The sequence below is a fragment of the Enterobacter sp. UPMP701 genome, assembly GCF_053709515.1.
Genome location: NZ_JBSKJN010000011.1, coordinates 63,517 through 86,650, shown reverse-complemented (window position 1 = coordinate 86,650; position 23,134 = coordinate 63,517). Strand labels below are relative to the sequence as shown.

The following is a 23,134-nucleotide window of genomic DNA, read 5'->3' as shown; positions in this document are numbered from 1 at the left end:
CGCGGAGCCGTCTTTTCTCCCTCTCCCCTTTGGGGAGAGGGCCGGGGTGAGGGGGGTATACCTACAGAGCAAACCTATGTCATCATCCCGTCCGGTGTTCCGTTCCCGCTGGCTGCCGTACCTGTTGGTCGCACCGCAGCTGGTCATCACCGTTATCTTCTTTATCTGGCCTGCGGGCGAAGCGCTGTGGTACTCGGTACAAAGCGTCGATCCGTTCGGGCTCTCCAGCCAGTTTGTTGGCCTGGACAACTTCGCCGCGCTGTTCCACGACAGCTACTACCTGGACTCCTTCTGGACGACGATGAAGTTCAGCGCGCTGGTGACCGTCAGCGGCCTTATCGCCTCGCTGTTCTTCGCTGCGCTGGTGGACTACGTGGTGCGCGGCAGTCGTCTGTACCAGACGCTGATGCTGCTGCCCTACGCCGTGGCCCCCGCCGTCGCCGCCGTGCTGTGGATCTTCCTGTTTAACCCCGGTCGCGGGTTGATTACCCACTTCCTGGCAGAATTCGGCTACGACTGGAACCACGCGCAGAACAGCGGGCAGGCGATGTTCCTGGTGGTGTTCGCCTCGGTGTGGAAGCAGATCAGCTACAACTTCCTGTTTTTCTTTGCCGCGCTGCAGTCCATTCCGCGCTCGCTGGTGGAAGCGGCGGCAATTGACGGCGCAGGCCCGGTTCGCCGTTTCTTTAAGCTTTCGCTGCCGCTGATCGCCCCGGTGAGCTTCTTCCTGCTGGTGGTCAACCTGGTGTACGCCTTCTTCGACACCTTCCCGGTGATCGACGCGGCGACCGCAGGCGGACCGGTGCAGGCGACAACGACGCTGATCTACAAGATCTACCGCGAAGGTTTTGCGGGGTTGGATCTCTCCACTTCTGCCGCGCAGTCGGTGGTGCTGATGTTCCTCGTCATCATCCTCACGGTGGTGCAGTTCCGCTATGTCGAAAGTAAGGTGCGCTACCAATGATTGAGAACCGTCGCGGGCTGACGATTTTCAGCCATACCATGTTGATTTTAGGGATTATCGTCATCCTCTTCCCGCTGTACGTGGCGTTTGTCGCCGCCACGCTGGACACCAAAGCGGTGTTCGACACGCCGATGACGCTGATCCCAGGCGGGCATCTGTTCGAGAACATGAAAACCATCTGGACCCAGGGCGTGGGAGCCAACAGCGCGCCGTTCTGGCTGATGATGCTCAACAGCTTCATCATGGCGTTTGGCATCACCGTCGGCAAAATTACGGTGTCGATGCTTTCGGCGTTTGCCATCGTCTGGTTCCGCTTTCCGCTGCGCAACCTGTTCTTCTGGATGATTTTTATCACCCTGATGCTGCCGGTGGAGGTGCGTATCTTCCCGACGGTGGAGGTGATTGCCAACCTGAAGATGCTTGACAGCTACGCGGGCTTGACCCTGCCGCTAATGGCCTCGGCGACCGCCACCTTCCTGTTCCGCCAGTTTTTTATGACCCTGCCGGACGAGCTGATTGAAGCCGCGCGCATCGACGGCGCGTCGCCGATGCGCTTTTTCCGCGATATCGTGCTGCCACTGTCGAAAACCAACCTCGCGGCGCTGTTTGTGATCACCTTTATCTACGGCTGGAACCAGTACCTGTGGCCGCTGCTGATTATTCAGGACGTCAACCTCGGAACCGCCGTGGCGGGCATCAAAGGCATGATCGCCACCGGCGAAGGCACCACCCTCTGGAACCAGGTGATGGCGGCGATGCTGCTCACCCTTATCCCACCCGTAGTCATTGTTTTAGCCATGCAGCGTGCGTTTGTCCGTGGCCTGGTCGATAGCGAGAAATAAGATGGCAGGTTTAAAACTTCAGGCAGTAACCAAAAGCTGGGATGGTAAAACCCAGGTGATTCAGCCGCTGACGCTCGACGTGGCGGACGGGGAATTTATCGTCATGGTCGGCCCGTCCGGCTGCGGCAAATCCACGCTGCTGCGCATGGTGGCCGGGCTTGAGCGCGTCACCTCTGGCGATATCTGGATTGACCGCCAGCGCGTTACCGAAATGGAGCCGAAAGACAGAGGCATCGCGATGGTGTTCCAGAACTACGCCCTCTATCCGCACATGAGCGTGGAAGAGAACATGGCCTGGGGGCTGAAAATTCGCGGCATGGGCAAAGGCCATATCGACGAGCGGGTGAAAGAGGCGGCTCGAATTCTCGAGCTGGACGGCCTGCTAAAGCGCCGTCCGCGCGAGCTTTCCGGCGGCCAGCGCCAGCGCGTGGCGATGGGGCGTGCCATCGTGCGCGATCCGGCGGTATTCCTGTTCGACGAGCCGCTCTCTAACCTCGACGCCAAGCTGCGCGTGCAGATGCGTCTTGAACTGCAGCATTTGCATCGGCGTCTGAAAACCACGTCCCTGTACGTGACCCACGATCAGGTCGAAGCCATGACCCTCGCCCAGCGCGTAATGGTGATGAACAAAGGCATCGCCGAGCAGATTGGCACCCCGGTGGAAGTCTACGAGAAACCGGCCACCCGCTTTGTGGCGAGCTTTATCGGCAGCCCGGCAATGAACCTGCTGGAAGGGCGCATTAGCAGCGCGGGCACGCATTTTGAGCTGGAAAGCGGGATGGCGTTGCCGATCAACTGGTACTATCGTGGCTACGCCGGGCGTAAGATGACGCTCGGTATCCGCCCGGAGCATATTGGTTTAACCTCTCAGGCGGACGGCGGTGTGCCGCTGGTGGTGGACACGCTGGAGATGCTGGGTGCAGATAACCTGGCGCACGGGCGCTGGGGCGAGCAAAAACTGGTGGTGCGTCTGCCGCACCAGGAGCGCCCGAAAGCAGGCAGCACGCTGTGGCTGCACCTGCCGGAAAATCACCTGCACTTATTTGACGGTGAAACAGGACAACGAGTATGAGCAACTGGCCTTATCCCCACATCGTCGCCCACCGTGGCGGCGGTAAGCTGGCGCCGGAAAACACCCTGGCGGCGATTGATGTTGGCGCGCGCTACGGTCACACGATGATCGAGTTCGACGCTAAGCTGTCGAAAGACGGTGAAATTTTCCTGCTGCATGACGATAACCTCGAGCGCACCAGCAACGGCTGGGGCGTGGCGGGTGAACTGCCGTGGCGCGATCTGCTGAAGGTGGACGCCGGAAGCTGGTTCAGCGGCGAATTCAAAGGCGAACCGCTGCCGCTGCTGGCGGAAGTGGCGGACCGCTGTCGCCAGCACGGCATGATGGCCAACATCGAAATCAAACCGACCACCGGCACCGGGCCGCTGACGGGGAAAATGATTGCCCTTGCCGCGCGCGAGCTGTGGGAAGGGATGACCGCGCCGCTGTTATCGTCGTTTGACATCGACGCGCTGGAAGCCGCACAGGCCGCCGTGCCTGAGCTGCCGCGCGGGCTGCTGCTTGACGAGTGGCGCGAGGACTGGCGCGCGCTGACGACCCGCTTAGCGTGTGTCTCTATTCATCTGAACCACAAGTTGCTGGATGAGGCGCGGGTGAAGATGCTGAAAGACGCGGGTCTGCATATTCTGGTCTATACCGTCAACAAACCCCAGCGTGCAGCCGAACTGCTGCGCTGGGGCGTGGACAGCATCTGTACCGATGCGATTGACCAGATCGGCCCGAACTTTATTTATTGAGCATACTGCCGTTCTGCTGGGTCGGCAGCATATGCTGCTGACCGCTGCTTTGCGACATCCCGCCCCCTAACATCCCGCCGTTTGCATTTGGCAACGGCTGCTCGCGCACCTGTCCCTGCTGCACGCGCTGGGTGTTGGCGTTCATCTGGTTTTGCAGGCTCTGCTGCTGCATCTGGGTCTGCGTTTTCAGCTGCTGATTCAGCATCCCTTTCTGCTGCTGTTGCTGGCTCATCATCTCGGTCTGCATGCGCTGCTGGCTCGGGATAACGTAACCCTGCTGGTTCGGGTTGTTCATGGTGTTGAGTGGCTGTGCGAGCGCGGCAAACGGGATCAGCGCCGTAAGAATCATCAAGCGTTTCATTGTCCTTTCCTCCTTTTGAGGCCTCTCTTAAGTTTACCCTGATTTCACCATGACAATGATTTTTTAGGAGTTGTGAACCAGGCTTAAGCGGGGAATATGGATCCCTTCACCTGGAGAACAATAATGATGAAACCAACCTTCTTGCGCTGGGTCGCCATCGCCGCGCTGATGGCAGGCGGTACATTTACCGTGGCGGCCAACCCGCCAGCGGCTCCTCCGGTCTCTTACGGCGTGGAGGAAGATGTTTTTCATCCCGTGCGGGCAACCCATGGCATGGTAGCGTCGGTGGATGCGCTGGCAACCAAAGTGGGCGTCGATATTCTCAGGCAGGGCGGTAACGCGGTGGATGCGGCGGTTGCGGTAGGGTACGCGCTGGCGGTGACGCACCCGCAGGCGGGTAACCTCGGCGGCGGCGGCTTTATGATGCTGCGCACCAAAGACGGCAAAACCACCGCCATCGACTTCCGCGAAATGGCACCTTCTCAGGCGTCCCGCGATATGTTCCTCGACGACCAGGGGAACCCGGACAGCAAAAAATCCCTGACCTCGCATCTCGCCTCCGGCACGCCGGGCACCGTTGCGGGCTTCTCGCTGGCGCTGGAAAAATACGGCACGATGCCGCTGAACAAGGTGGTGCAGCCTGCCATCAAGCTGGCGCGGGAGGGGTTTGTGGTGAATGACGCGCTGGCTGACGACCTCAAAACCTACGGCAGTGAAGTGATTCCTAATCACGAAAACAGCAAGGCTATCTTCTGGAAAGACGGCGAGCCGCTGAAGAAGGGCGATAAGCTGGTGCAGAAGAACCTCGCCAAAAGCCTGGAGCTAATTGCGGAGCACGGTCCGGACGCGTTCTACAAAGGGGCGATTGCCGACCAGATTGCGGAAGAGATGCAAAAGAACGGCGGGCTCATCACCAAAGCCGATCTGGCGGAATACAAGGCGGTGGAGCGCGAGCCGATTAGCGGTACCTATCGCGGCTACGAGGTGTTCTCCATGCCGCCGCCATCTTCCGGGGGCATTCACATCGTGCAGATCCTCAACATTCTCGAAAACTTCGATATGCACAAGTTCGGCTTCGGCAGCGCGGATGCCATGCAGGTGATGGCGGAGGCGGAGAAGCGCGCCTACGCCGACCGCTCGGAATATCTCGGTGACCCGGACTTCGTGAAGGTGCCGTGGCAGGCGCTGACCAACAAGGCGTATGCCAAATCCATTGCCGATGAGATCGATATCAACAAGGCTAAGCCGTCCAGCGAGATCCGCCCCGGCAAGCTGGCGCCGTACGAAAGCAACCAGACGACGCACTTCTCGGTGGTGGATAAAGACGGTAACGCGGTGGCGGTGACCTATACGCTCAACACCACCTTCGGCACCGGGATTGTGGCGGGCAACAGCGGCATTCTGCTGAATAACGAGATGGATGATTTCTCTGCCAAACCGGGCGTGCCGAACGTCTACGGGCTGGTCGGCGGCGATGCAAATGCAGTCGGGCCGAAGAAACGTCCGCTGTCGTCCATGTCGCCCACCATCGTGGTGAAAGACGGGAAAACCTGGCTGGTGACCGGCAGCCCTGGCGGGAGCCGTATTATCACGACCGTGCTGCAGATGGTGGTGAACAGCATCGATTTTGGCATGAATGTCGCCGAAGCGACCAATGCGCCGCGTTTCCATCACCAGTGGCTGCCGGACGAGCTGCGCGTGGAGAAGGGCTTTAGCCCGGACACTATCAAACTGCTTGAGCAGCGCGGACAGAAAGTGGCGGTGAAGGAGGCGATGGGCAGCACCCAGAGCATTATGGTCGGGCCGGACGGCGCGCTGTTTGGCGCGTCGGATCCGCGTTCGGTGGATGATTTGTCGGCGGGGTATTAACGATTCCCCTCACCCTAACCCTCTCCCCATAGGGGAGAGGGGATTGCACGGTGTGGTCTTTTCTCCCTCGCCCCTATGGGGAGAGGGCCGGGGTGAGGGGTGTGTGTCACTTCATTCGCGCCATGTAATACGCATCCACATACTCGCCGTTGCGCAGTGCATAGCGTTTACCGGTGCCTTCGATTTCGAACCCGTGTTTTTTGTACACCGCAATCGCCGGTTCGTTATCGACAAACACCGTCAGCTCAATGCGGTCAACGCGCAGCCAGTTATCGCACATATCAATCATGGTGCGCATTAGCGCGCTGGCGACGCCCCGGTTTTGCCACTGCGCGCCGACACAAATCCCAAAATCAGCCACATGGCTGCGGCGCGGGCGTTGTGCGACAGCAATGCACAGGTGCCCGGCGACGGTATCGTCGATGCAGGCGACCAGCTGCTTGATGCCGGGCTGGTCGGTTAGCCGTTCCTGCCACATTTGCTCTGAGGGATGAGGAACCTGTAGCGTGTTGTGGTACACCTCCGGCTGGGCGTGGATCTGACGAATGGCGTCGTAATCTCTCGGTTCAGCGTGGCGTATCACTATCTCACTCATTCCTTGTTCCTCAGTCGGTTAAAAGTCCCTTCCAACATCAATGACTTTAAAATTTGAGTCAACCGCTATTTTTTGCAAAAAGTGTTGGACAAGTGCGAATGAGAATGATTATTATTGCTTTGCATTCAGGAAGACCTCCTACGGGAACCTGAAAGCACGACATTGCTCACATTGCTTCCAGTATTACTTTAGCCAGCTTCTCGCTGGCTTTTTTTTTGTTATGGTTAGACTCAGTAACCTTCCAAAAGGACTGAGCCATGACACTACATTGCGCATTTATTGGATTTGGCAAAAGCACCACGCGTTACCACCTTCCGTATGTTCTCTACCGTAAAGAGACCTGGCACGTCGCTCACATCTACCGCCGCCGCGCGAAGCCGGAAGAGCAATCTCCGCAGTATTCCCATATTCATTTCACCAGCGATCTCGACGAGGTGCTGGGGGATCCGCAGGTCAAACTTGTCGTCGTCTGTACCCACGCTGACAGCCATTTTGACTATGCGAAACGCGCGCTCGAAGCGGGCAAAAACGTGCTGGTTGAAAAGCCGTTCACCCCTACCATCGCCGAAGCGAAAGAACTGTTCGCGCTGGCAAAGAGCAAGGGGCTGACCGTCACGCCGTATCAGAACCGTCGCTTTGACAGCTGCTTCCTGACGGCGAAAAAGGCGATTGAGAGCGGCAAGCTGGGCGAGATCGTGGAAATTGAAAGCCACTTCGATTACTACCGCCCGGTGGCGGAGACCCAACCCGGCCTGCCGCAGGACGGCTCGTTCTATGGTCTGGGCGTACACACCATGGACCAAATCATCTCCCTGTTTGGCCGACCGGACCACGTGGCGTATGACATCCGCAGCCTGCGCAATAAAGCCAACCCGGACGACACCTTTGAAACGCAGCTGTTCTACGGTGACCTGAAAGCCATCGTCAAAACCAGCCATCTGGTGAAAATCGACTATCCGAAATTTATCGTTCACGGCACCCGAGGCTCGTTCATTAAGTACGGCATTGACCAGCAGGAGACCAGTCTGAAGGCCAACATCATGCCGGGCGAACAGGGCTTTGCGGCGGATGATTCCGTGGGCGTGCTGGAGTACATGAACGATGAGGGCGTGACGGTCAAAGAAGAGCTGAAACCGGAAATTGGCGACTATGGACGCGTCTACGATGCGCTGTATGAAACCCTCACCAACGGCGCGCCGAATTACGTCAAGGAATCTGACGTTCTGACCAACCTGGAAATCCTTGAACGGGCCTTCGAGCAGGCGTCTCCTGCCACGGTAACCCTCGCGAAATAAGCAAAAACGGCTCCTCTGCGCTTGTTCATAATTTTTGAACAGAGGAGTCAATTTTCACCCTCTATGATCCCAGGCGGTTTGCGTCCACACTTACTCCATCGAAACGAACTGAGGGTGAAAACAATGATCTACTTACGCAAAGCAAACGAACGTGGTCACGCGAATCATGGCTGGCTGGACTCATGGCATTCATTCTCGTTTGCCGACTACTACGACCCGAACTTCATGGGCTTTTCTGCACTGCGCGTGATTAACGACGACGTGATTGATGCAGGCCAGGGCTTCGGTACCCACCCGCACAAAGACATGGAAATCCTGACCTATGTTCTGGAAGGGGCGGTTGAGCACCAGGACAGCATGGGCAACAAAGAGCAGGTTCCGGCGGGCGAGTTCCAGATTATGAGCGCGGGTACCGGGGTGCGTCACTCCGAGTACAACCCGAGCAAAACGGAAAAACTGCACCTGTATCAAATCTGGATCATTCCAGAAGAGACCGGCATCACGCCACGCTACGAACAGCGCCGCTTCGACGCGAAACAGGGCAAACAGCTGGTGCTGTCACCGGATGCGCGTGAAGGTTCCCTGAAAGTGCATCAGGATATGGAGTTGTACCGCTGGGCGCTGGCGAAAGATGAACAGTCTGTACACCAGATTGCCGCCAACCGCCGCGTCTGGATCCAGGTGGTGAAAGGTGAAGTGTCCATCAACGGCACCAAAGCGACAACCGCCGATGGCCTGGCAATCTGGGATGAGCAGGCGCTCTCCGTGCATGCGGACAGCGAAAGCGAAATTCTGCTGTTTGACCTGCCTCCGGTCTAAATAATTTCTCAACCTTCCCTTTAAACGGGGAAGGTTGAGCTTTGTCCGTGATAAACTGAGCAAATCTCTCACTTCAAGATTTCTCAGGACGATGAAAAAGAAACGCCCCGTACTTCAGGATGTCGCCGATCGCGTCGGTGTGACCAAAATGACGGTCAGCCGCTTTTTACGTAACCCGGAACAGGTTTCCGTGGCGTTGCGTGGCAAGATTGCCGCAGCTCTTGATGAACTGGGTTATATCCCTAACCGCGCGCCCGATATTCTCTCTAATGCGACCAGCCGTGCGGTGGGTGTCCTGCTTCCTTCCCTGACCAACCAGGTTTTTGCCGAAGTTCTGCGCGGTATTGAAAGCGTCACCGATGCTTTTGGTTATCAGACCATGCTCGCCCACTATGGGTACAAGCCGGAACTGGAAGAGGAACGTCTTGAATCGATGCTTTCCTGGAACATCGACGGCCTGATTTTAACCGAACGTACCCACACCGCCCGTACGCTCAAAATGATTGAGGTGGCCGGTATCCCGGTGGTGGAACTGATGGACAGCCAGTCGCCGTGCCTCGACATCGCCGTGGGGTTTGATAACTTCGAAGCGGCGCGGCAGATGACGGCAGCCATCATTGCACGCGGTCATCGTCATATTGCCTATCTGGGTGCGCGTCTTGATGAACGTACTATCATCAAACAGAAGGGATACGAGCAGGCGATGCTCGACGCGAACTTAACCCCGTACAGCGTGATGGTGGAGCAGTCCTCATCTTACACCTCGGGTATTGAGCTGATGCGTCAGGCACGACGCGAGTATCCGCAACTGGACGGTATTTTCTGTACCAACGATGACCTTGCGGTCGGTGCAGCGTTCGAATGCCAGCGTCTGGGGTTGAAGATCCCTGAGGATATGGCGATTGCCGGCTTCCACGGCCACGATATTGGCCAGGTGATGGAGCCGCGTCTGGCGAGCGTTCTGACACCGCGTGAACGCATGGGCCGCATTGGCGCAGAACGCCTGCTGGCGCGTATTCGTGGCGAAACGGTTACCCCTAAAATGTTAGATTTAGGTTTCACCTTGTCACCGGGTGGATCTATTTGAGCTGACAAGTTTGAAGTAGGTCACACTTATTCACTTCGCGCACGTTTGGATATTGCTTCTCTTTTGCCCCGGCAGGACAATGTTACCGATAACTGTTACCCGTAACAATTGACTGAGGGACACCCTTTGAGCACGACTAATCACGATCACCACGTTTACGTCCTGATGGGCGTGTCCGGTAGCGGTAAATCTGCCGTGGCGAGCGAAGTGGCGCATCAACTTCAGGCTGCGTTTCTTGATGGTGACTTCCTCCATCCCCGCAGCAACATCATGAAAATGGCCTCCGGCGAACCGCTGAACGACGACGACCGCAAACCGTGGTTGCAGGCGCTGAACGATGCCGCCTTTGCGATGCAGCGTACCAACAAAGTTTCCCTGATTGTTTGCTCCGCGCTGAAAAAAACCTACCGCGACCTGCTGCGCGACGGCAACCCAAATCTCTCCTTCATCTACCTGAAGGGCGATTTCGAAGTGATTGAAAGCCGTCTGAAGGCGCGTAAAGGTCACTTCTTCAAAACCCAGATGCTGGTCACGCAGTTCGACGCGCTGCAGGAGCCGGGTGAAGATGAGAAAGACGTCTTAGTGGTTGATATCGATCAGTCACTGGAGGGTGTTGTTGCCAGCACCATCGAGGTCATTAATAAAAGGCAGTAAGTTTTGAGTACATTAACGCTAGTGTTGACAGCAGTGGGTTCGGTATTGCTGCTGCTGTTTTTAGTGATGAAGGCGCGTATGCACGCCTTCGTTGCTTTGATGGTGGTTTCTATTGGTGCAGGTCTCTTTTCCGGCATGCCGCTCGACAAGATCGCCGCGACAATGGAAAAAGGGATGGGAGGCACGCTGGGCTTCCTGGCGATTGTGGTCGCGCTTGGCGCGATGTTTGGCAAGATTTTGCATGAGACGGGCGCGGTCGACCAGATTGCCGTCAAAATGCTCAAATCCTTCGGGCACAGCCGCGCGCACTACGCGATCGGTCTGGCTGGTCTGATTTGCGCGCTGCCGCTGTTCTTCGAAGTGGCGGTTGTGTTGCTGATCAGCGTCGCGTTCTCTATGGCGCGCCATACTGGCACTAACCTCGTGAAGCTGGTGATTCCGCTGTTTGCGGGCGTGGCGGCGGCGGCAGCGTTTCTGCTGCCCGGGCCCGCGCCGATGCTGCTGGCTTCCCAGATGCATGCCGACTTTGGCTGGATGATCCTGATTGGCCTGTGCGCCGCGATACCGGGAATGATTATCGCCGGTCCGCTGTGGGGCAACTTCATCAGCCGTTACGTTGAACTGCACATTCCTGACGACATCACTGAGCCGCACCTTGGCGAAGGCAAAATGCCGTCCTTCGGGTTCAGCCTTTCTTTGATCCTGCTGCCGCTGGTGCTGGTTGGCCTGAAAACCATCGCCGCGCGCTTTGTGCCGGTCGGTTCTACCGCGTACGAATGGTTTGAATTTATCGGCCATCCGTTCACCGCGATCCTCGTGGCGTGTCTGGTGGCGATTTATGGCCTGGCGATGCGTCAGGGCATGCCAAAAGACCGCGTGATGGAGATCTGCGGCGCGGCGCTGCAGCCAGCGGGTATTATCCTGCTGGTGATCGGCGCAGGCGGCGTGTTCAAGCAGGTGCTGGTGGATTCCGGCGTGGGCCCGGCTCTGGGCGAAGCGCTGACCGGGATGGGTCTGCCGATTGCGGTCACCTGCTTCGTGCTGGCTGCGGCGGTGCGTATCATCCAGGGTTCCGCAACCGTGGCGTGCTTAACCGCCGTGGGTCTGGTGATGCCGGTAATTGAACAGCTGAACTACTCTGGTGCACAGATGGCCGCGCTGTCTATCTGTATCGCGGGCGGCTCAATTGTGGTCTCGCACGTTAACGACGCTGGCTTCTGGCTGTTCGGGAAGTTTACCGGTGCGACCGAAGCGCAAACCCTGAAAACCTGGACGCTGATGGAAACCATCCTGGGCACGACGGGTGCGATTGTCGGGATGATTGCCTTTACGCTGCTAAGCTGATTGCGGTGATTTAACAAGACAAAAAAATAAGGCCCGGTAGCGTTAGCGCTTACCGGGCCTTTTTGTTATGCAGAACATCAGCCGGGCAAGGTGAAATCACCACCCGGCTTTTTCACATCAGTCGCCCTGCGTCGCGCTTTCAATCGTCAAACGCACATCCGACGTGATCAGCTCAGCCAGCATCTGGTAAACCTTCAGCGTCTCTTCCGGCTCGGCATCGCCCGTATCGCTGATGAAGCCTTCGTCACGCAGCGTCAGCACCAGCGAGCTGAATACCGCCTTGTCGAAGAATTCAGGGGCGTTAATGCCGTGCAGAACGGACAGGCGCTGTGCCAGCGTCCGGCTCTCTTTCTCCAGCGTGCCGCGGTTGATCGACGGGTTCGCGCTCAGCAGCCAGAACGTAATGGCGTAGCGCTGCAGCGTTTCGCGCGCACCGGCCGCCAGCAGTTGCAGGGTGCGGGAGCGTGACGGATTGATGTGCAGCTCGTCGTTCGCAACGGTGATCAGCCCCTGACGGCGCAGCTCTTCCGTCAGTTTATCCAGCTCGACTGCCAGCTCATCCTTACTCCAGCGCAGGAACAGCTCCGCTTTCAGCATCGGGTAGAGCGTCTCAACGTGGCGCAACAGCTCCAGACGTGAGATGCGGCGATGCTGGGTGATAATGGCCGCCATAAGCGACGGCAGCATCAGCATGTGGGCGATGTTGTTGCGATAGTACGTCATCAGCACGGCCTGCTCGCGCGGCAGGATGATGATGTCGCCGATCGTGTCCTTCTCGACTTCAAACTTGTTCATCTGCAACGCGTGTTCGATAAGCTCGCTGGCAGTAGCAGAAGGCGCTGTAGAATCAACCGAGTACGGCACATTGCGCATCATGTCCAGGTAGCAGTCCAGCTGCTCCGTGAGCTGTTCACGGGTCAGGGAGCGCTGACGGGAAGCCAGCAGCGCCGTACAGCACAGGTTCATGGCGTTAGCCGCACCGGCGTTGTTAATACGCACCATCAGTTCGGACGCGATGCCGTTCACCGTTGGCGTCAGCCAGGCCGGACGAACCGCTTCGATAGGGTCGATGGATTCGCGCCACTCCGGAACGTGATGGTTCAGATACGTCATCAGCGGCATTGGCTCGCCAAAGTTGACGTAGCCCTGGCCCAGGTTACGTAGCTTGCTCAGGCCGCGCAGCATCTGCGGCAGGCTCTCTTTCTCTTTGGTCGCGCCGCGCAACTCTTTCGCGTAGGTGCCCACTTCCATCACGTGCTCATAGCCTATATAGATCGGCACAAGCGTGATCGGGCGCGTACCGCCGCGCAGCATCGCCTGGATGGTCATCGACAGCGTGCCGGTCTTCGGATCGAGCAGACGACCGGTACGGGAACGACCGCCCTCCACGAAGTACTCTACGGAATAGCCGCGGCTGAACAGTTCACCCAGATACTCGCGGAACACCGTGGAGTAGAGTTTGTTGCCCTTAAAGGTACGGCGAATAAAGAACGCACCCAGACGGCGGAAAATCGGACCTGCTGGCCAGAAGTTCAGGTTAATACCGGCAGCGATATGCGGCGGTACCAGCCCCTGGTGATAAAGCACGTAGGAGAGAAGCAGGTAGTCCATGTGGCTGCGGTGGCAGGGCACATAGACAATCTCATGGCCATCGTGCGCCAGCTGACGTACACGCTCAGCGTTATGCACGTTGATACCCTGATACAGGCGGTTCCAGGTAAAGCCGAGAATACGATCGGAAAGACGAATCATCTCGTAAGAGAAGTTCGCTGCGATCTCTTCCATCAGCGCAATGGCGTTCTGCTGGGCTTTCTCATGCGAAATTTTCTTGCTGCGCGCTTCGTCTTCAACGGCGCGGGCAATCGCTTTAGAGGCCAGCAGCTTGTTGAAGAGGTCCTGACGCGCCGGGAGGCGCGGCCCTACGGCCGCCAGACGCTGACGGGCGAAGTGCATACGCGCCACGCGCGCCAGTTTTTGCGCGATGATCTTATCGGTGCCGTGCTCGTCCGCCATTCGGCGCAGCGAAACGGAAGGGGAGAAACGCACAAAGCTGTCGCGTCCCAGCCAGGAGACAGCGAAGAACTTCTGGATGCCGTTAAGCATGCGCAGCGGCGGGTTCTCTTCGCCTTTTTCGCGGCCCGGACGGCGGCCAAACATTACCGATACCGGCACCATCTGCACATCCAGGTCAGGATTGCTGCGGTGCAGGTCGAGATAGTCGTGGAACAGCTTGATGGACTCTTCTTTCGGCGTGTAATAGGTAAACACGCGCGGCCCGCCGTGAATGAACACGTAGCGCGGCAGCAAAGTACCGTCAACTTCCAGCGGTTCAAGCGGGTCGGGTAAATCATGCGCCAGACACTGGGCGCGAAGCGTCAGCAGGTCTGCCTTCGAGTTATAAGGCAAAACATACATAATAGGGCGCGACGTATCGAGCCCCAGTTCCAGCGCGGGTTCTGCTGGGATAGACTTGCTTTTTACCAGTATGCTTAATGGTAAATTAAGTAATTTGTAGTAAATTCGTGGCCAGCCGGACATAAACGATGTAAAGCCTCTGGTTAATAATGCAATTGCGGCGCAAGGATAACAGAAAGCGCGCAAAATTTCTGTTGTTACCCGTCATACTTCAGGCGGCAGCGAAACGCGCTACGCCTTCTGTTACTGACGCTCTTTTTCAAAAAAGGTTCTTTTAATGGCCAATAATACCACTGGGTTAACGCGTATCATCAAAGCTGCCGGCTATTCATGGAAAGGTTTCCGTGCCGCCTGGGTTAATGAAGCTGCTTTTCGCCAGGAAGGGGTCGCCGCTATCGTCGCGGTTATCATCGCCTGTTTCCTTGATGTAGATGCCATTACCCGCGTGCTTCTCATCGGTTCCGTACTTCTGGTGATGATAGTGGAAATTCTCAATAGCGCTATTGAGGCCGTGGTCGACCGGATCGGCTCTGATTTTCACGAGCTCTCTGGCCGCGCGAAAGATATGGGCTCCGCCGCTGTCCTGCTGGCGATTATCACCGCAGCCATTACCTGGGTCACGCTGCTTTGGTCACATTTCCGATGAGCCTCGAGGAATAATTAAGTCCCTGGTTTTTTGTGCAGTTTTTGGTTCCAAAATCGCCTTTGACTGTATATACTCACAGCATAACTGTATATACACCCAGGGGGCGGAATGAAAGCATTAACGACCAGGCAGCAAGAGGTGTTTGATCTCATTCGGGATCATATCGGCCAGACGGGTATGCCACCCACGCGTGCGGAAATCGCTCAGCGTCTGGGCTTCCGTTCTCCGAATGCTGCCGAGGAACACCTGAAAGCGCTGGCGCGTAAGGGTGTGATTGAGATTGTGTCAGGCGCGTCGCGTGGTATCCGCCTGCTGGTGGAAGAAGAGACGGGCATTCCGCTGATAGGCCGTGTTGCTGCAGGTGAACCGCTGCTGGCACAACAGCATATAGAAGGTCACTACCAGGTCGATCCTGGCATGTTCAAACCGAGTGCTGATTTCCTGCTGCGTGTCAGCGGGATGTCCATGAAAGACATCGGTATCCTGGACGGCGATCTGCTGGCCGTTCACAAAACGCAGGATGTACGTAACGGCCAGGTGGTGGTCGCGCGTATTGATGATGAAGTCACCGTTAAGCGTTTGAAAAAACAGGGTAACACTGTTCAGTTGCTGCCCGAAAACAGCGAATTCACTCCGATTGTGGTCGATCTCCGCGAACAGAGCTTCTCTATTGAAGGTCTGGCTGTTGGCGTGATTCGTAACGGTGAATGGCTGTAATCTCTTTCTGACAGGCTACAGTTCAGCTGTAGCCTGCTTCATTTACCCTTCCCGGTATTTCTCATGTCACTGCTGACGGCATCTGATAAGGCATTGTGGCGTCTTGCCCTGCCGATGATTTTTTCCAATATCACCGTGCCCTTGCTGGGGCTGGTCGACACGGCCGTTATTGGTCATCTCGATTCCCCTGTTTATCTTGGCGGCGTGGCGATTGGTGCAACCGCAACCAGCTTCCTGTTTATGCTGCTGCTCTTTTTGCGGATGAGTACCACCGGGCTCACGGCACAGGCGTATGGTGCAAAAGACCCGTTACGCCTGGCTCGCGCGCTGGTGCAGCCGTTGATTCTGGCGCTTGGCGCGGGGGCGCTGATTGTTTTACTGCGCACGCCTCTGATAGACCTTGCGCTCCATATTGTTGGCGGCAGCGAGGCTGTGCTGGAGCAGGCGCGACGCTTCCTCGAAATCCGTTGGCTCAGTGCGCCTGCCTCGCTGGCTAATCTCGTTCTGCTTGGGTGGCTACTGGGGGTGCAGTACGCCCGTGCGCCCGTGATTTTGCTGGTCGTGGGAAACCTTCTCAACATTGCGCTCGATCTCTGGCTGGTGATAGGCCTGTGTATGGACGTGCGCGGGGCGGCACTGGCGACGGCGATTGCCGAATACGGAACCTTATTCATTGGGCTGTGGATGGTCTGGCGCGTGCTGGCTCTGCGCGGGATATCCCTTGTCATGATGAAAACCGCATGGCGCGGCAATATCCGTAAACTGCTGGCGCTCAACCGTGACATCATGCTGCGCTCGCTTCTGCTACAGCTCTGTTTTGGCGCGTTGACGGTTTTTGGCGCCCGTCTTGGGCCAGAGATTGTCGCGGTGAATGCGGTCCTGATGACATTGCTGACGTTTACCGCCTACGCGCTGGACGGCTTCGCCTATGCCGTTGAGGCCCATTCAGGGCAGGCGTACGGTGCGCGTGAAAGCGGCCAGCTTCGTGAGGTATGGCGCGCGGCGTGCCGTCAGTCGGGCCTGGTCGCGCTGGCGTTCGCACTGATTTACGCCTGCTTTGGTCGCGACATTATTGCATTACTCACTTCGCTCCCGTCTTTACGCGAACTTGCGGGCCACTACATCGTCTGGCAGGTGATTTTGCCGGTGGTAGGCGTCTGGTGTTATCTGCTGGACGGCATGTTTATCGGTGCAACGCGCGGCGCGGAAATGCGCAACAGTATGGCGATCGCGGCGGCGGGGTTTGGTCTGACGCTGCTGACGCTTCCCTGGCTGGGTAATCACGGTTTGTGGCTGGCGCTTGCGGTATTCCTCTCCCTGCGCGGCCTGTCGCTTGCCTTTATCTGGCATCGTCACTGGCAAAATAATACCTGGCTTCCATCCCGTTACGATATATCGTGACGGTTAAAGATTCCGAATATGAAATCAACTGCCGAATCCTTAACTACAATAATTATTACGTCCAGCAGAAAAGAACGTAACGGACGTTACGACCCGACGCTTAACTAAGAGGACACGATGATGAATAAAGACGAAATCGGCGGCAACTGGAAGCAGTTCAAAGGTAAAGCGAAAGAACAGTGGGGTAAGCTGACTGATGACGATATGACCGTCATTGAAGGTAAACGCGATCAGCTTGTCGGTAAAATTCAGGAACGTTACGGCTACGCGAAAGATCAGGCGGAAAACGAAGTCAAAGACTGGGAAACCCGCAACGACTACCGCTGGTAACGCTGAATCACCCACACAGGCGGCTTAAAGCCGCCTTTTCTTTTGCCCTTAACGCGGCTTTTTCTTCACCAGAATTGAGTGGTCGTGCTGACACGCATCCTGATGCCGACAGGCTTCCACCTCAACGCATGCTGAACACAACCCGTGTGCTTCAATCACGTTATGACGCAGGGCAAAACCCATTTTTGCCGCCAGCGTATGCATAATATCCTCTACGCCTTCCGCTCCCTCTTCTTTAACCACGCCGCAACGATCGCAGATAAACATGGCCGATGTATGCGTTGGCTGATCGAAAAGGTGGCACAGCACATAGCTGTTTGTGGATTCGACTTTATGCACAAACCCTTGTTCCAGCAGGAAATCCAGCGCGCGATATACCGTCGGCGGTTTAGCCTGCGGCTCGCTTTCGCGGAGCAGGTCGAGCAGGTCATATGCGCTGATGGCACCCTGCTGCAGGCTCATCAGACGCAGGACTTCAAGGCGCTGCGGAGTCAGGCGCACATTGCGTTGCGCGCACAGCTTTTCGGCCTGCGCTAACAGCTCTTTTGTGGACTTATCCATATAGCACCTCGGATGTTCTGGGACGTAAAACCCTCACTTTACCATGTTCTGGCAAAAACACCGATATCCGCCAGGCTGTGCTATACCTGACGCATCGCAAACCGGGAATATCACCATGAAAAAACCAGACTGTATTAAGCACTGGCGCGACGTAGAAGGGCCCGATGACGCCACCTACCCCGACAGTAACGAGCTTTTTTCCATCGGATCGCCGCTGGCTCGCAGCCTCGGCCTCAGGCGCATCGGCATTCACCATGAGCGTTTACCGCCAGGGCGTCGCACGTCCTACCCCCATGCGGAAAGCGACGAAGAAGAGTTTATCTATGTTCTTGAAGGCTATCCTGAAGCCTGGATTAATGGCTATTTATGGAAATTAGAACCAGGAGACAGCGTGGGCTTTCCCGCCGGAACTGGCGTGAGTCATACCTTTATCAACAACACGGAAGAAGAGGTGCGGTTGCTGGTTGTGGGGGAAGCCAACAAGAAGCACAACCGCATCTACTATCCGCTCAACCCGGTCTATGCCGCCACGCGAGAGGACCGCTGGGTGGACCATCCTCCTCAGTTTTTCGGGCCGCATAATGGAAAACCTGGGAAAAAATAATTTCCTCTTCTATAAATATTGAGGGCCGTCACAAATTACAACAGGCCGTAAGGAAGTTTTACTTAGGGAATGAATTAGCGGGTCTTTTTATCTTTATTCACAGCAATAGTTCGCGCCTGTTTGGGGGATAACAGACAGGGGTTATTTCATAACAGACTATAAGACGGGCATACTGTGAAAAAACATTTTAAATTTTCGGTGGTGAGCATCGCTGTCTCCTTGTTTATGGCAAATCAGGCGGGAGCAGCCAATACCTGGACAGAATCACGCAGCGACGCGATGGGGGGAACCGGCGTTGCTTCGGGCAGTTATGGTAGCGGGGCGTTAATTAACCCCGCGCTGCTGACAAAGGCAAAACCGGACGATGATGTGACGGTCATTTTGCCGTCCGTTGGCGTACAGGTGACGGATGAGGACAATCTTCAGGATGAGATTGATACCATCAACGACAAAATCAATCACTATAAGGATGTGGTTGATAACCTTACACCTGGTCAGGTCATTACCAATCCGTTAGGCTCCATCAACCAGTTCCAGGGCGCGGCCAAAGATCTGGCCGATGAGCTGGACTATCTCAAGGGCAAAACCGCACGCGCGACGGCAGGAGCAGGCCTTGCCGTGAGTATCCCTAACGATGTGCTTTCCGTGGCCTTTATGGCGAAAGGGTACGCCCATGGCCGGGTGAGCTCGTCTATCGATCAGCAAGATATTGATTATCTGCGCGGTATTCAAAGAAGCAATGTGGTGGCTGCCGGTGTTGCCCTCGATGCGGCGCTGAACGGCACGGACCAGATTACAAAAAACCTCAACTCAACGGCGTCCGGTCGGGCGGCGATTGTCTCCGACTACGGTGTTGCCGTTGCACGTCAGTTTGACCTTGGCGGCGTTCCGGTTTCCGTGGGCGTGACGCCAAAACTGCAGAAAACCTGGGTCTACAACTACACCACCTCAATCTACGATTACGACAGTAATAAGTGGAACGACAGCCGCTACCGTACCGACGACACCGGTTTTAACGTTGATGCCGGTATTGCCGCTGACTTTGGCGAACACTGGACGGTCGGCGTGAGCGGGCAAAACCTGATGTCGCGCGATATCGACACTAAAGATATCCGCATTCGCAACGGGCGTACGGGAGAAGTGGTGAGCTATAAAGATACCTACCAGATCCGTCCGCTGGTGACCGCGGGCGCTGCCTGGCATAACGATCTGGTGACGCTGACCGCCGATGGCGATCTGACCGAAACCAAAGGCTTCAAGAGCGAAGATACGTCGCAGTATGTTGGGGTCGGTGCTGAAGTGACTCCGCTGAGCTGGCTGGCGGTGCGTGCCGGTTATCGTGCGGATATGAAAGGGAACGACAGCAACGTCTTTACCGGCGGTGTCGGTTTCGCGCCGTTCAATACCGTGCATGTTGACCTGATGGGCCTGTACGGTGAAGACGAAACCTGGGGCGCAGGGGCTCAGCTGAGCATGACGTTCTAAACACAAAGGGCACCCTGGCTGGTGCCCTTTACACTTATCCGTGTGCTGCTTTAGCCAGTGTATCGTTGATCCATTGGTTCACGCTTTTACCTGAAACTTCAGCAGCAATGTTGATCGCTGAATGGACTTCTGGCGAGATACGCAAACTGATTTTTCCGCTTGCGGGACGCAGAGGCTCTCGGCCCTGCTCAGCACAATAAGCCAGATAATCATCAACCGCTTCTTCAAACGCTTTACGCAGGGCGGCGACGTTATCAGCATGAAAACCAATAACATCTCTTATACCAGCAACATGCCCAACGAAGCACAGATCTTCGTCGCTGTAATCTATTTTTGCGGCATAGCCTTTATAAGTCATAGTGTTAATCATGGAGATACCCCTGTTGCGATGAGAAAAGCCATTGCGTCGCGAACCTGATAAACCTTCGCTTCTTTATCCGGATGAGGACGATGAAACGAAGCCACAACTCCATTGATTTCGAATCTTACCCTTGAGCCGTTGCCTTCTGAGGCTTTCGCACCCAATGCGATAAAAAGTGCTTCAATCCTGCGCCATTCCAGAGAGCTGGGCGTTGGTACAGAGAAAATCAACTGCAATGTTTTTTGGTGGCGGGCGTTCAATGTTTTCATAATTGATAGATTCCATTTTATTTTTCTTCCCCGCCAAAGTTGAAATGAATGATATCATTTTTTGATATCATATCAAGCCGGATCGTATCCTTTTTGAGCCTGTGCTATAGTAGCGCCCCTTTTCCACCAGATGCTTAAAACTTCGCCATGTCGTCAGAACACCAGACCGCTTTTCCTGCACACCGTTTTTCCATTGCGCCAATGCTCGACTGGACGGACAGACACTGCCGCTACTTCCTGCGTCAGCTCTCCCGCCATACGCTGCTGTATACCGAAATGGTGACCACGGGCGCAATTATTCACGGGAAGGGCGACTACCTGGCATACAGTGAAGAAGAGCATCCGGTTGCGCTGCAGCTGGGGGGCAGCGATCCGTCCGCACTGGCTCAGTGTGCGAAGCTGGCGGAAGAACGCGGCTACGATGAGATCAACCTCAACGTCGGCTGCCCTTCCGACCGCGTGCAAAACGGCATGTTCGGCGCCTGTCTGATGGGTAACGCCCAACTGGTGGCGGACTGCATCAAAGCGATGCGCGATGTGGTCTCCATTCCGGTGACGGTCAAAACCCGTATCGGCATTGACGACCAGGACAGCTACGAATTCCTGTGCGATTTCATCAACACGGTTTCAGGGAAAGGCGAGTGTGAGATGTTTACCATCCATGCCCGTAAAGCCTGGCTCTCGGGCCTGAGCCCGAAAGAGAACCGTGAGATCCCGCCGCTGGACTACCCGCGCGTGTATCAACTGAAGCGTGACTTCCCGCACCTGACGATGTCGATCAACGGCGGTATTAAGTCGCTGGAAGAGGCGAAAGCGCACCTTGAACATATGGATGGGGTGATGGTCGGGCGCGAGGCGTATCAAAATCCGGGCATTCTGGCGACGGTGGACCGTGAGATCTTTGGCGTTCAAGGCGCAGATACCGATCCGGTTGCGGTCGTGCGTGCCATGTACCCTTACATTGAGCGCGAGCTGAGCAGCGGCACGTATCTTGGGCACATTACCCGCCATATGCTTGGCCTGTTCCAGGGGATTCCGGGCGCGCGCCAGTGGCGTCGTTACCTCAGTGAGAACGCGCATAAAGCCGGTGCGGACATTGAGGTGCTGGAGCACGCGCTGCGTCTGGTGGCCGACAAGCGATAATTTTCGCTAAAAACTCGTCAAATTCACCACGCCCTGCGATTTCTCGCGGGGCGTTTTGCTTTAAGAACAATGCGTTAGCTTTGGCATGATTCTTGTAATGGTTGCAGCATCATTCGGGAACTCGTGGGAGAGCACCATGCTGGAACTACTTTTTGTTATTGGTTTTTTTGTCATGCTGATGGTGACGGGCGTGTCGATGCTCGGCATTTTCGCCGCGATCGTTGTGGCAACGGTAGTCATGTTTATAGGTGGGCTGTTTGCCCTGACGATCAAGCTCTTGCCCTGGCTGCTGCTGGCTATCGCGGTGGTGTGGGTAATACGGGCGATCAAAGCGCCAAAACTGCCGACTTATCAGCGCAATAACCGCTTCCGTTACTAAGGTATTGAGGGGTTCGTCACATACTTGTAACTTTTCCGGCAGCATGGCTTAGAACGGAATAGGATTTACTTATCGAATCTGTCACTATGACTGCCGCTACAGAATTCATCGAGCTGTACCCTACATACAGCCGAACTAAAAAAAGAAAGGGCTTCCCACGGGAAGCCCAATTTCTTTTTTAGGATCAGGGAATCAACAGGCTTGACCCCTGCGTCGCCCGGCTCTCCAGCACCTCATGCGCGCGCTGTGCATCGGTCAGCGCGAATTTCTGCGCATCTGCCACGTCCACTTTGATCACGCCGCTGGCGATCAGCGAGAACAGCTCGTTGCTGGCTTCCTCCAGTTCTTCCCGGTTAGTGATGTAACCCTGCAGGGAAGGGCGAGTAACGTACAGCGACCCTTTCTGGTTCAGAATGCCCAGGTTTACGCCGGTTACCGCGCCTGAGGCGTTACCGAAGCTTACCATCAGGCCACGACGCTGCAGGCAGTCCAGCGACGCTTCCCAGGTGTCTTTCCCTACCGAGTCATACACCACGCGCACTTTTTTGCCGCTGGTGATCTCCTTCAGCCGTTCAACGATGCTCTCTTCCCGGTAGTTGATCACCTGCCATGCGCCCGCATCCAGCGCGCGCTGCGCTTTTTGCGCGCTGCCCACAGTACCGATAAGCTTCGCGCCCAGCGCTTTCGCCCACTGGCAGGCAATCAGCCCCACGCCGCCCGCAGCGGCATGGAACAGGAACTGCTCATCGGGCTTAATCTCGTAGGTTTTGCGCAGCAGGTAATAGACCGTCAGACCTTTCAGGAACGAGGCGGCCGCCTGCTCGAAGGTGATCGCATTCGGCAGAAGCGCCGCTTTCTCGGCCGGTACATTATGAATGGAGCTGTAAGCGCCCAGTGCAGACTGCGCGTACACCACGCGATCGCCTTCTTTAATATGCTTAACCGCGCTGCCCACTTTGCTGACGATACCCGCCGCCTCGATGCCCAGGCCGCTCGGCATTGACGGCGGCGGGTAGAGACCGCCGCGGATGTAGGTATCGATGTAGTTAATGCCAATCGCTTTGTTTTCAACCTGGATTTCATTCTCGCCAGGCGCTGCGGGGATAAACTCCACCGCTTTCAGCACGTCCGGACCGCCGTGTTTCTGGAACTCAATGCGCGTTGCCATGCTCCCTCCGTCAGAA

Annotated in this window: 25 protein-coding genes; 18 read left to right on the top strand and 7 right to left on the bottom strand. The window is 56.3% G+C overall.

Annotated elements, in window-relative coordinates; genetic code table 11:
* The first annotated feature begins 76 nt into the window (after window positions 1-76).
* Genes ugpA through ugpQ form a run of 4 tightly spaced genes read left to right on the top strand, consistent with a single transcriptional unit; the run spans window position 77 to window position 3,615 of the window.
* Complete coding sequence (gene ugpA / locus ACWKXT_RS19675) at window positions 77-964, top strand: sn-glycerol-3-phosphate ABC transporter permease UgpA (protein WP_454533166.1); 888 nt, start codon at window positions 77-79, stop codon at window positions 962-964.
* A complete protein-coding gene (gene ugpE, locus ACWKXT_RS19670) occupies window positions 961-1,806 on the top strand; it encodes a sn-glycerol-3-phosphate ABC transporter permease UgpE (RefSeq protein WP_028015153.1) in 846 nt (281 codons plus the stop codon). The genes ugpA and ugpE overlap by 4 nt, the downstream gene beginning before the upstream one ends.
* A gap of 1 nt (window position 1,807) precedes the next feature.
* Entirely contained in the window at window positions 1,808-2,878 is a 1,071-nt protein-coding gene (locus tag ACWKXT_RS19665) for a sn-glycerol-3-phosphate import ATP-binding protein UgpC (RefSeq protein WP_454533165.1), read from the top strand.
* Window positions 2,875-3,615, top strand: coding sequence for a glycerophosphodiester phosphodiesterase (gene ugpQ / locus ACWKXT_RS19660; RefSeq protein WP_454533164.1), 741 nt, complete (start codon window positions 2,875-2,877; stop codon window positions 3,613-3,615). Before ACWKXT_RS19665 ends, ugpQ begins: the two co-directional genes overlap by 4 nt.
* Here ugpQ and ACWKXT_RS19655 read toward each other — a convergent pair.
* Window positions 3,605-3,976 carry a DUF2756 family protein gene (locus ACWKXT_RS19655; RefSeq protein ID WP_454533163.1) on the bottom strand — a complete coding sequence of 124 codons (372 nt, stop codon included), beginning with the start codon at window positions 3,974-3,976 and terminating at the stop codon, window positions 3,605-3,607. The genes ugpQ and ACWKXT_RS19655 overlap by 11 nt on opposite strands.
* Window positions 3,977-4,099: 123 nt before the next feature.
* Between ACWKXT_RS19655 and ggt the strand changes: the two genes are divergently transcribed.
* A complete protein-coding gene (gene ggt / locus ACWKXT_RS19650) occupies window positions 4,100-5,845 on the top strand; it encodes a gamma-glutamyltransferase (protein ID WP_454533162.1) in 1,746 nt (581 codons plus the stop codon).
* 106 nt (window positions 5,846-5,951) lie between these two features.
* On the opposite strand, the gene yhhY is transcribed toward ggt, so the two are convergent.
* The gene (yhhY, locus tag ACWKXT_RS19645) at window positions 5,952-6,440 is read right to left on the bottom strand and encodes an N-acetyltransferase (protein ID WP_080329953.1); all 489 of its coding nucleotides are present in this window, start codon (window positions 6,438-6,440) and stop codon (window positions 5,952-5,954) included.
* Between the two features lie 257 nt (window positions 6,441-6,697).
* Here yhhY and ACWKXT_RS19640 point away from each other — a divergent pair, with 257 nt between their 5' ends.
* The 5 genes from ACWKXT_RS19640 to gntU all read left to right on the top strand — a co-directional run bounded on the left by ACWKXT_RS19640 (window position 6,698) and on the right by gntU (window position 11,639).
* Entirely contained in the window at window positions 6,698-7,735 is a 1,038-nt protein-coding gene (locus tag ACWKXT_RS19640) for an oxidoreductase (protein ID WP_454533161.1), read from the top strand.
* A 123-nt stretch (window positions 7,736-7,858) separates the two neighbouring features.
* Window positions 7,859-8,554, top strand: a complete 696-nt coding sequence (locus ACWKXT_RS19635; RefSeq protein WP_000639796.1) for a pirin family protein — start codon at window positions 7,859-7,861, stop codon at window positions 8,552-8,554.
* Between the two features lie 91 nt (window positions 8,555-8,645).
* A complete protein-coding gene (gene gntR / locus ACWKXT_RS19630; protein WP_014882133.1) occupies window positions 8,646-9,641 on the top strand; it encodes a gluconate operon transcriptional repressor GntR in 996 nt (331 codons plus the stop codon).
* 126 nt (window positions 9,642-9,767) lie between these two features.
* Window positions 9,768-10,295, top strand: coding sequence for a gluconokinase (gene gntK, locus ACWKXT_RS19625; RefSeq protein ID WP_014882134.1), 528 nt, complete (start codon window positions 9,768-9,770; stop codon window positions 10,293-10,295).
* A gap of 3 nt (window positions 10,296-10,298) precedes the next feature.
* Window positions 10,299-11,639 (top strand): gluconate transporter, encoded by a 1,341-nt coding sequence (gene gntU / locus ACWKXT_RS19620; protein ID WP_014833577.1) that lies wholly within the window; start codon window positions 10,299-10,301, stop codon window positions 11,637-11,639.
* A 117-nt stretch (window positions 11,640-11,756) separates the two neighbouring features.
* Here the strand turns inward: gntU and plsB are convergent, their stop codons facing one another.
* Window positions 11,757-14,177 (bottom strand): glycerol-3-phosphate 1-O-acyltransferase PlsB, encoded by a 2,421-nt coding sequence (plsB, locus tag ACWKXT_RS19615; protein ID WP_454529231.1) that lies wholly within the window; start codon window positions 14,175-14,177, stop codon window positions 11,757-11,759.
* A gap of 154 nt (window positions 14,178-14,331) precedes the next feature.
* On the opposite strand from plsB, the gene ACWKXT_RS19610 reads away from it, so the two are divergent.
* The 4 genes from ACWKXT_RS19610 (at window position 14,332) to ACWKXT_RS19595 (ending at window position 17,148) form a co-directional block, all read left to right on the top strand.
* Window positions 14,332-14,700, top strand: a complete 369-nt coding sequence (locus ACWKXT_RS19610) for a diacylglycerol kinase (RefSeq protein WP_014830281.1) — start codon at window positions 14,332-14,334, stop codon at window positions 14,698-14,700.
* Between the two features lie 108 nt (window positions 14,701-14,808).
* Window positions 14,809-15,417 (top strand): transcriptional repressor LexA, encoded by a 609-nt coding sequence (gene lexA / locus ACWKXT_RS19605; protein WP_008503366.1) that lies wholly within the window; start codon window positions 14,809-14,811, stop codon window positions 15,415-15,417.
* A gap of 63 nt (window positions 15,418-15,480) precedes the next feature.
* The gene (gene dinF, locus ACWKXT_RS19600; protein WP_454533160.1) at window positions 15,481-16,818 is read left to right on the top strand and encodes an MATE family efflux transporter DinF; all 1,338 of its coding nucleotides are present in this window, start codon (window positions 15,481-15,483) and stop codon (window positions 16,816-16,818) included.
* Window positions 16,819-16,938: 120 nt separating this feature from the next.
* Entirely contained in the window at window positions 16,939-17,148 is a 210-nt protein-coding gene (locus tag ACWKXT_RS19595) for a CsbD family protein (RefSeq protein ID WP_014882139.1), read from the top strand.
* Window positions 17,149-17,196: 48 nt separating this feature from the next.
* On the opposite strand, the gene zur is transcribed toward ACWKXT_RS19595, so the two are convergent.
* Window positions 17,197-17,709, bottom strand: coding sequence for a zinc uptake transcriptional repressor Zur (zur, locus tag ACWKXT_RS19590; protein WP_025757832.1), 513 nt, complete (start codon window positions 17,707-17,709; stop codon window positions 17,197-17,199).
* A 115-nt stretch (window positions 17,710-17,824) separates the two neighbouring features.
* Here zur and ACWKXT_RS19585 point away from each other — a divergent pair, with 115 nt between their 5' ends.
* Complete coding sequence (locus ACWKXT_RS19585) at window positions 17,825-18,313, top strand: cupin domain-containing protein (RefSeq protein WP_454533159.1); 489 nt, start codon at window positions 17,825-17,827, stop codon at window positions 18,311-18,313.
* Between the two features lie 225 nt (window positions 18,314-18,538).
* Complete coding sequence (traF, locus tag ACWKXT_RS19580) at window positions 18,539-19,798, top strand: conjugal transfer protein TraF (RefSeq protein WP_454533183.1); 1,260 nt, start codon at window positions 18,539-18,541, stop codon at window positions 19,796-19,798.
* 34 nt (window positions 19,799-19,832) lie between these two features.
* On the opposite strand, the gene ACWKXT_RS19575 is transcribed toward traF, so the two are convergent.
* Both ACWKXT_RS19575 and ACWKXT_RS19570 read right to left on the bottom strand, forming a co-directional pair.
* A complete protein-coding gene (locus ACWKXT_RS19575; protein ID WP_201268153.1) occupies window positions 19,833-20,168 on the bottom strand; it encodes a type II toxin-antitoxin system HicB family antitoxin in 336 nt (111 codons plus the stop codon).
* Window positions 20,165-20,428, bottom strand: a complete 264-nt coding sequence (locus ACWKXT_RS19570) for a type II toxin-antitoxin system HicA family toxin (RefSeq protein ID WP_072163882.1) — start codon at window positions 20,426-20,428, stop codon at window positions 20,165-20,167. Before ACWKXT_RS19570 ends, ACWKXT_RS19575 begins: the two co-directional genes overlap by 4 nt.
* A gap of 147 nt (window positions 20,429-20,575) precedes the next feature.
* Here ACWKXT_RS19570 and dusA point away from each other — a divergent pair, with 147 nt between their 5' ends.
* Both dusA and pspG read left to right on the top strand, forming a co-directional pair.
* Window positions 20,576-21,571, top strand: a complete 996-nt coding sequence (gene dusA / locus ACWKXT_RS19565; RefSeq protein WP_454529229.1) for a tRNA dihydrouridine(20/20a) synthase DusA — start codon at window positions 20,576-20,578, stop codon at window positions 21,569-21,571.
* Window positions 21,572-21,707: 136 nt separating this feature from the next.
* A complete protein-coding gene (gene pspG, locus ACWKXT_RS19560) occupies window positions 21,708-21,950 on the top strand; it encodes an envelope stress response protein PspG (RefSeq protein WP_454529228.1) in 243 nt (80 codons plus the stop codon).
* 184 nt (window positions 21,951-22,134) lie between these two features.
* Here the strand turns inward: pspG and ACWKXT_RS19555 are convergent, their stop codons facing one another.
* Complete coding sequence (locus ACWKXT_RS19555; protein ID WP_454533158.1) at window positions 22,135-23,118, bottom strand: NADPH:quinone reductase; 984 nt, start codon at window positions 23,116-23,118, stop codon at window positions 22,135-22,137.
* Between the last annotated feature and the right edge of the window lie 16 nt (window positions 23,119-23,134).

Coding starts and splice junctions, on each gene's coding strand:
- ugpA (WP_454533166.1), top strand. CDS start 77: ATGTCATCATCCCGTCCGGTGTTCCGTTCCCGCTGGCTGCCGTACCTG.
- ugpE (WP_028015153.1), top strand. CDS start 961: ATGATTGAGAACCGTCGCGGGCTGACGATTTTCAGCCATACCATGTTG.
- ACWKXT_RS19665 (WP_454533165.1), top strand. CDS start 1,808: ATGGCAGGTTTAAAACTTCAGGCAGTAACCAAAAGCTGGGATGGTAAA.
- ugpQ (WP_454533164.1), top strand. CDS start 2,875: ATGAGCAACTGGCCTTATCCCCACATCGTCGCCCACCGTGGCGGCGGT.
- ACWKXT_RS19655 (WP_454533163.1), bottom strand. CDS start 3,976: ATGAAACGCTTGATGATTCTTACGGCGCTGATCCCGTTTGCCGCGCTC.
- ggt (WP_454533162.1), top strand. CDS start 4,100: ATGATGAAACCAACCTTCTTGCGCTGGGTCGCCATCGCCGCGCTGATG.
- yhhY (WP_080329953.1), bottom strand. CDS start 6,440: ATGAGTGAGATAGTGATACGCCACGCTGAACCGAGAGATTACGACGCC.
- ACWKXT_RS19640 (WP_454533161.1), top strand. CDS start 6,698: ATGACACTACATTGCGCATTTATTGGATTTGGCAAAAGCACCACGCGT.
- ACWKXT_RS19635 (WP_000639796.1), top strand. CDS start 7,859: ATGATCTACTTACGCAAAGCAAACGAACGTGGTCACGCGAATCATGGC.
- gntR (WP_014882133.1), top strand. CDS start 8,646: ATGAAAAAGAAACGCCCCGTACTTCAGGATGTCGCCGATCGCGTCGGT.
- plsB (WP_454529231.1), bottom strand. CDS start 14,177: ATGTCCGGCTGGCCACGAATTTACTACAAATTACTTAATTTACCATTA.
- ACWKXT_RS19610 (WP_014830281.1), top strand. CDS start 14,332: ATGGCCAATAATACCACTGGGTTAACGCGTATCATCAAAGCTGCCGGC.
- lexA (WP_008503366.1), top strand. CDS start 14,809: ATGAAAGCATTAACGACCAGGCAGCAAGAGGTGTTTGATCTCATTCGG.
- dinF (WP_454533160.1), top strand. CDS start 15,481: ATGTCACTGCTGACGGCATCTGATAAGGCATTGTGGCGTCTTGCCCTG.
- ACWKXT_RS19595 (WP_014882139.1), top strand. CDS start 16,939: ATGAATAAAGACGAAATCGGCGGCAACTGGAAGCAGTTCAAAGGTAAA.
- zur (WP_025757832.1), bottom strand. CDS start 17,709: ATGGATAAGTCCACAAAAGAGCTGTTAGCGCAGGCCGAAAAGCTGTGC.
- ACWKXT_RS19585 (WP_454533159.1), top strand. CDS start 17,825: ATGAAAAAACCAGACTGTATTAAGCACTGGCGCGACGTAGAAGGGCCC.
- traF (WP_454533183.1), top strand. CDS start 18,539: ATGGCAAATCAGGCGGGAGCAGCCAATACCTGGACAGAATCACGCAGC.
- ACWKXT_RS19575 (WP_201268153.1), bottom strand. CDS start 20,168: ATGATTAACACTATGACTTATAAAGGCTATGCCGCAAAAATAGATTAC.
- ACWKXT_RS19570 (WP_072163882.1), bottom strand. CDS start 20,428: ATGAAAACATTGAACGCCCGCCACCAAAAAACATTGCAGTTGATTTTC.
- dusA (WP_454529229.1), top strand. CDS start 20,576: ATGTCGTCAGAACACCAGACCGCTTTTCCTGCACACCGTTTTTCCATT.
- pspG (WP_454529228.1), top strand. CDS start 21,708: ATGCTGGAACTACTTTTTGTTATTGGTTTTTTTGTCATGCTGATGGTG.
- ACWKXT_RS19555 (WP_454533158.1), bottom strand. CDS start 23,118: ATGGCAACGCGCATTGAGTTCCAGAAACACGGCGGTCCGGACGTGCTG.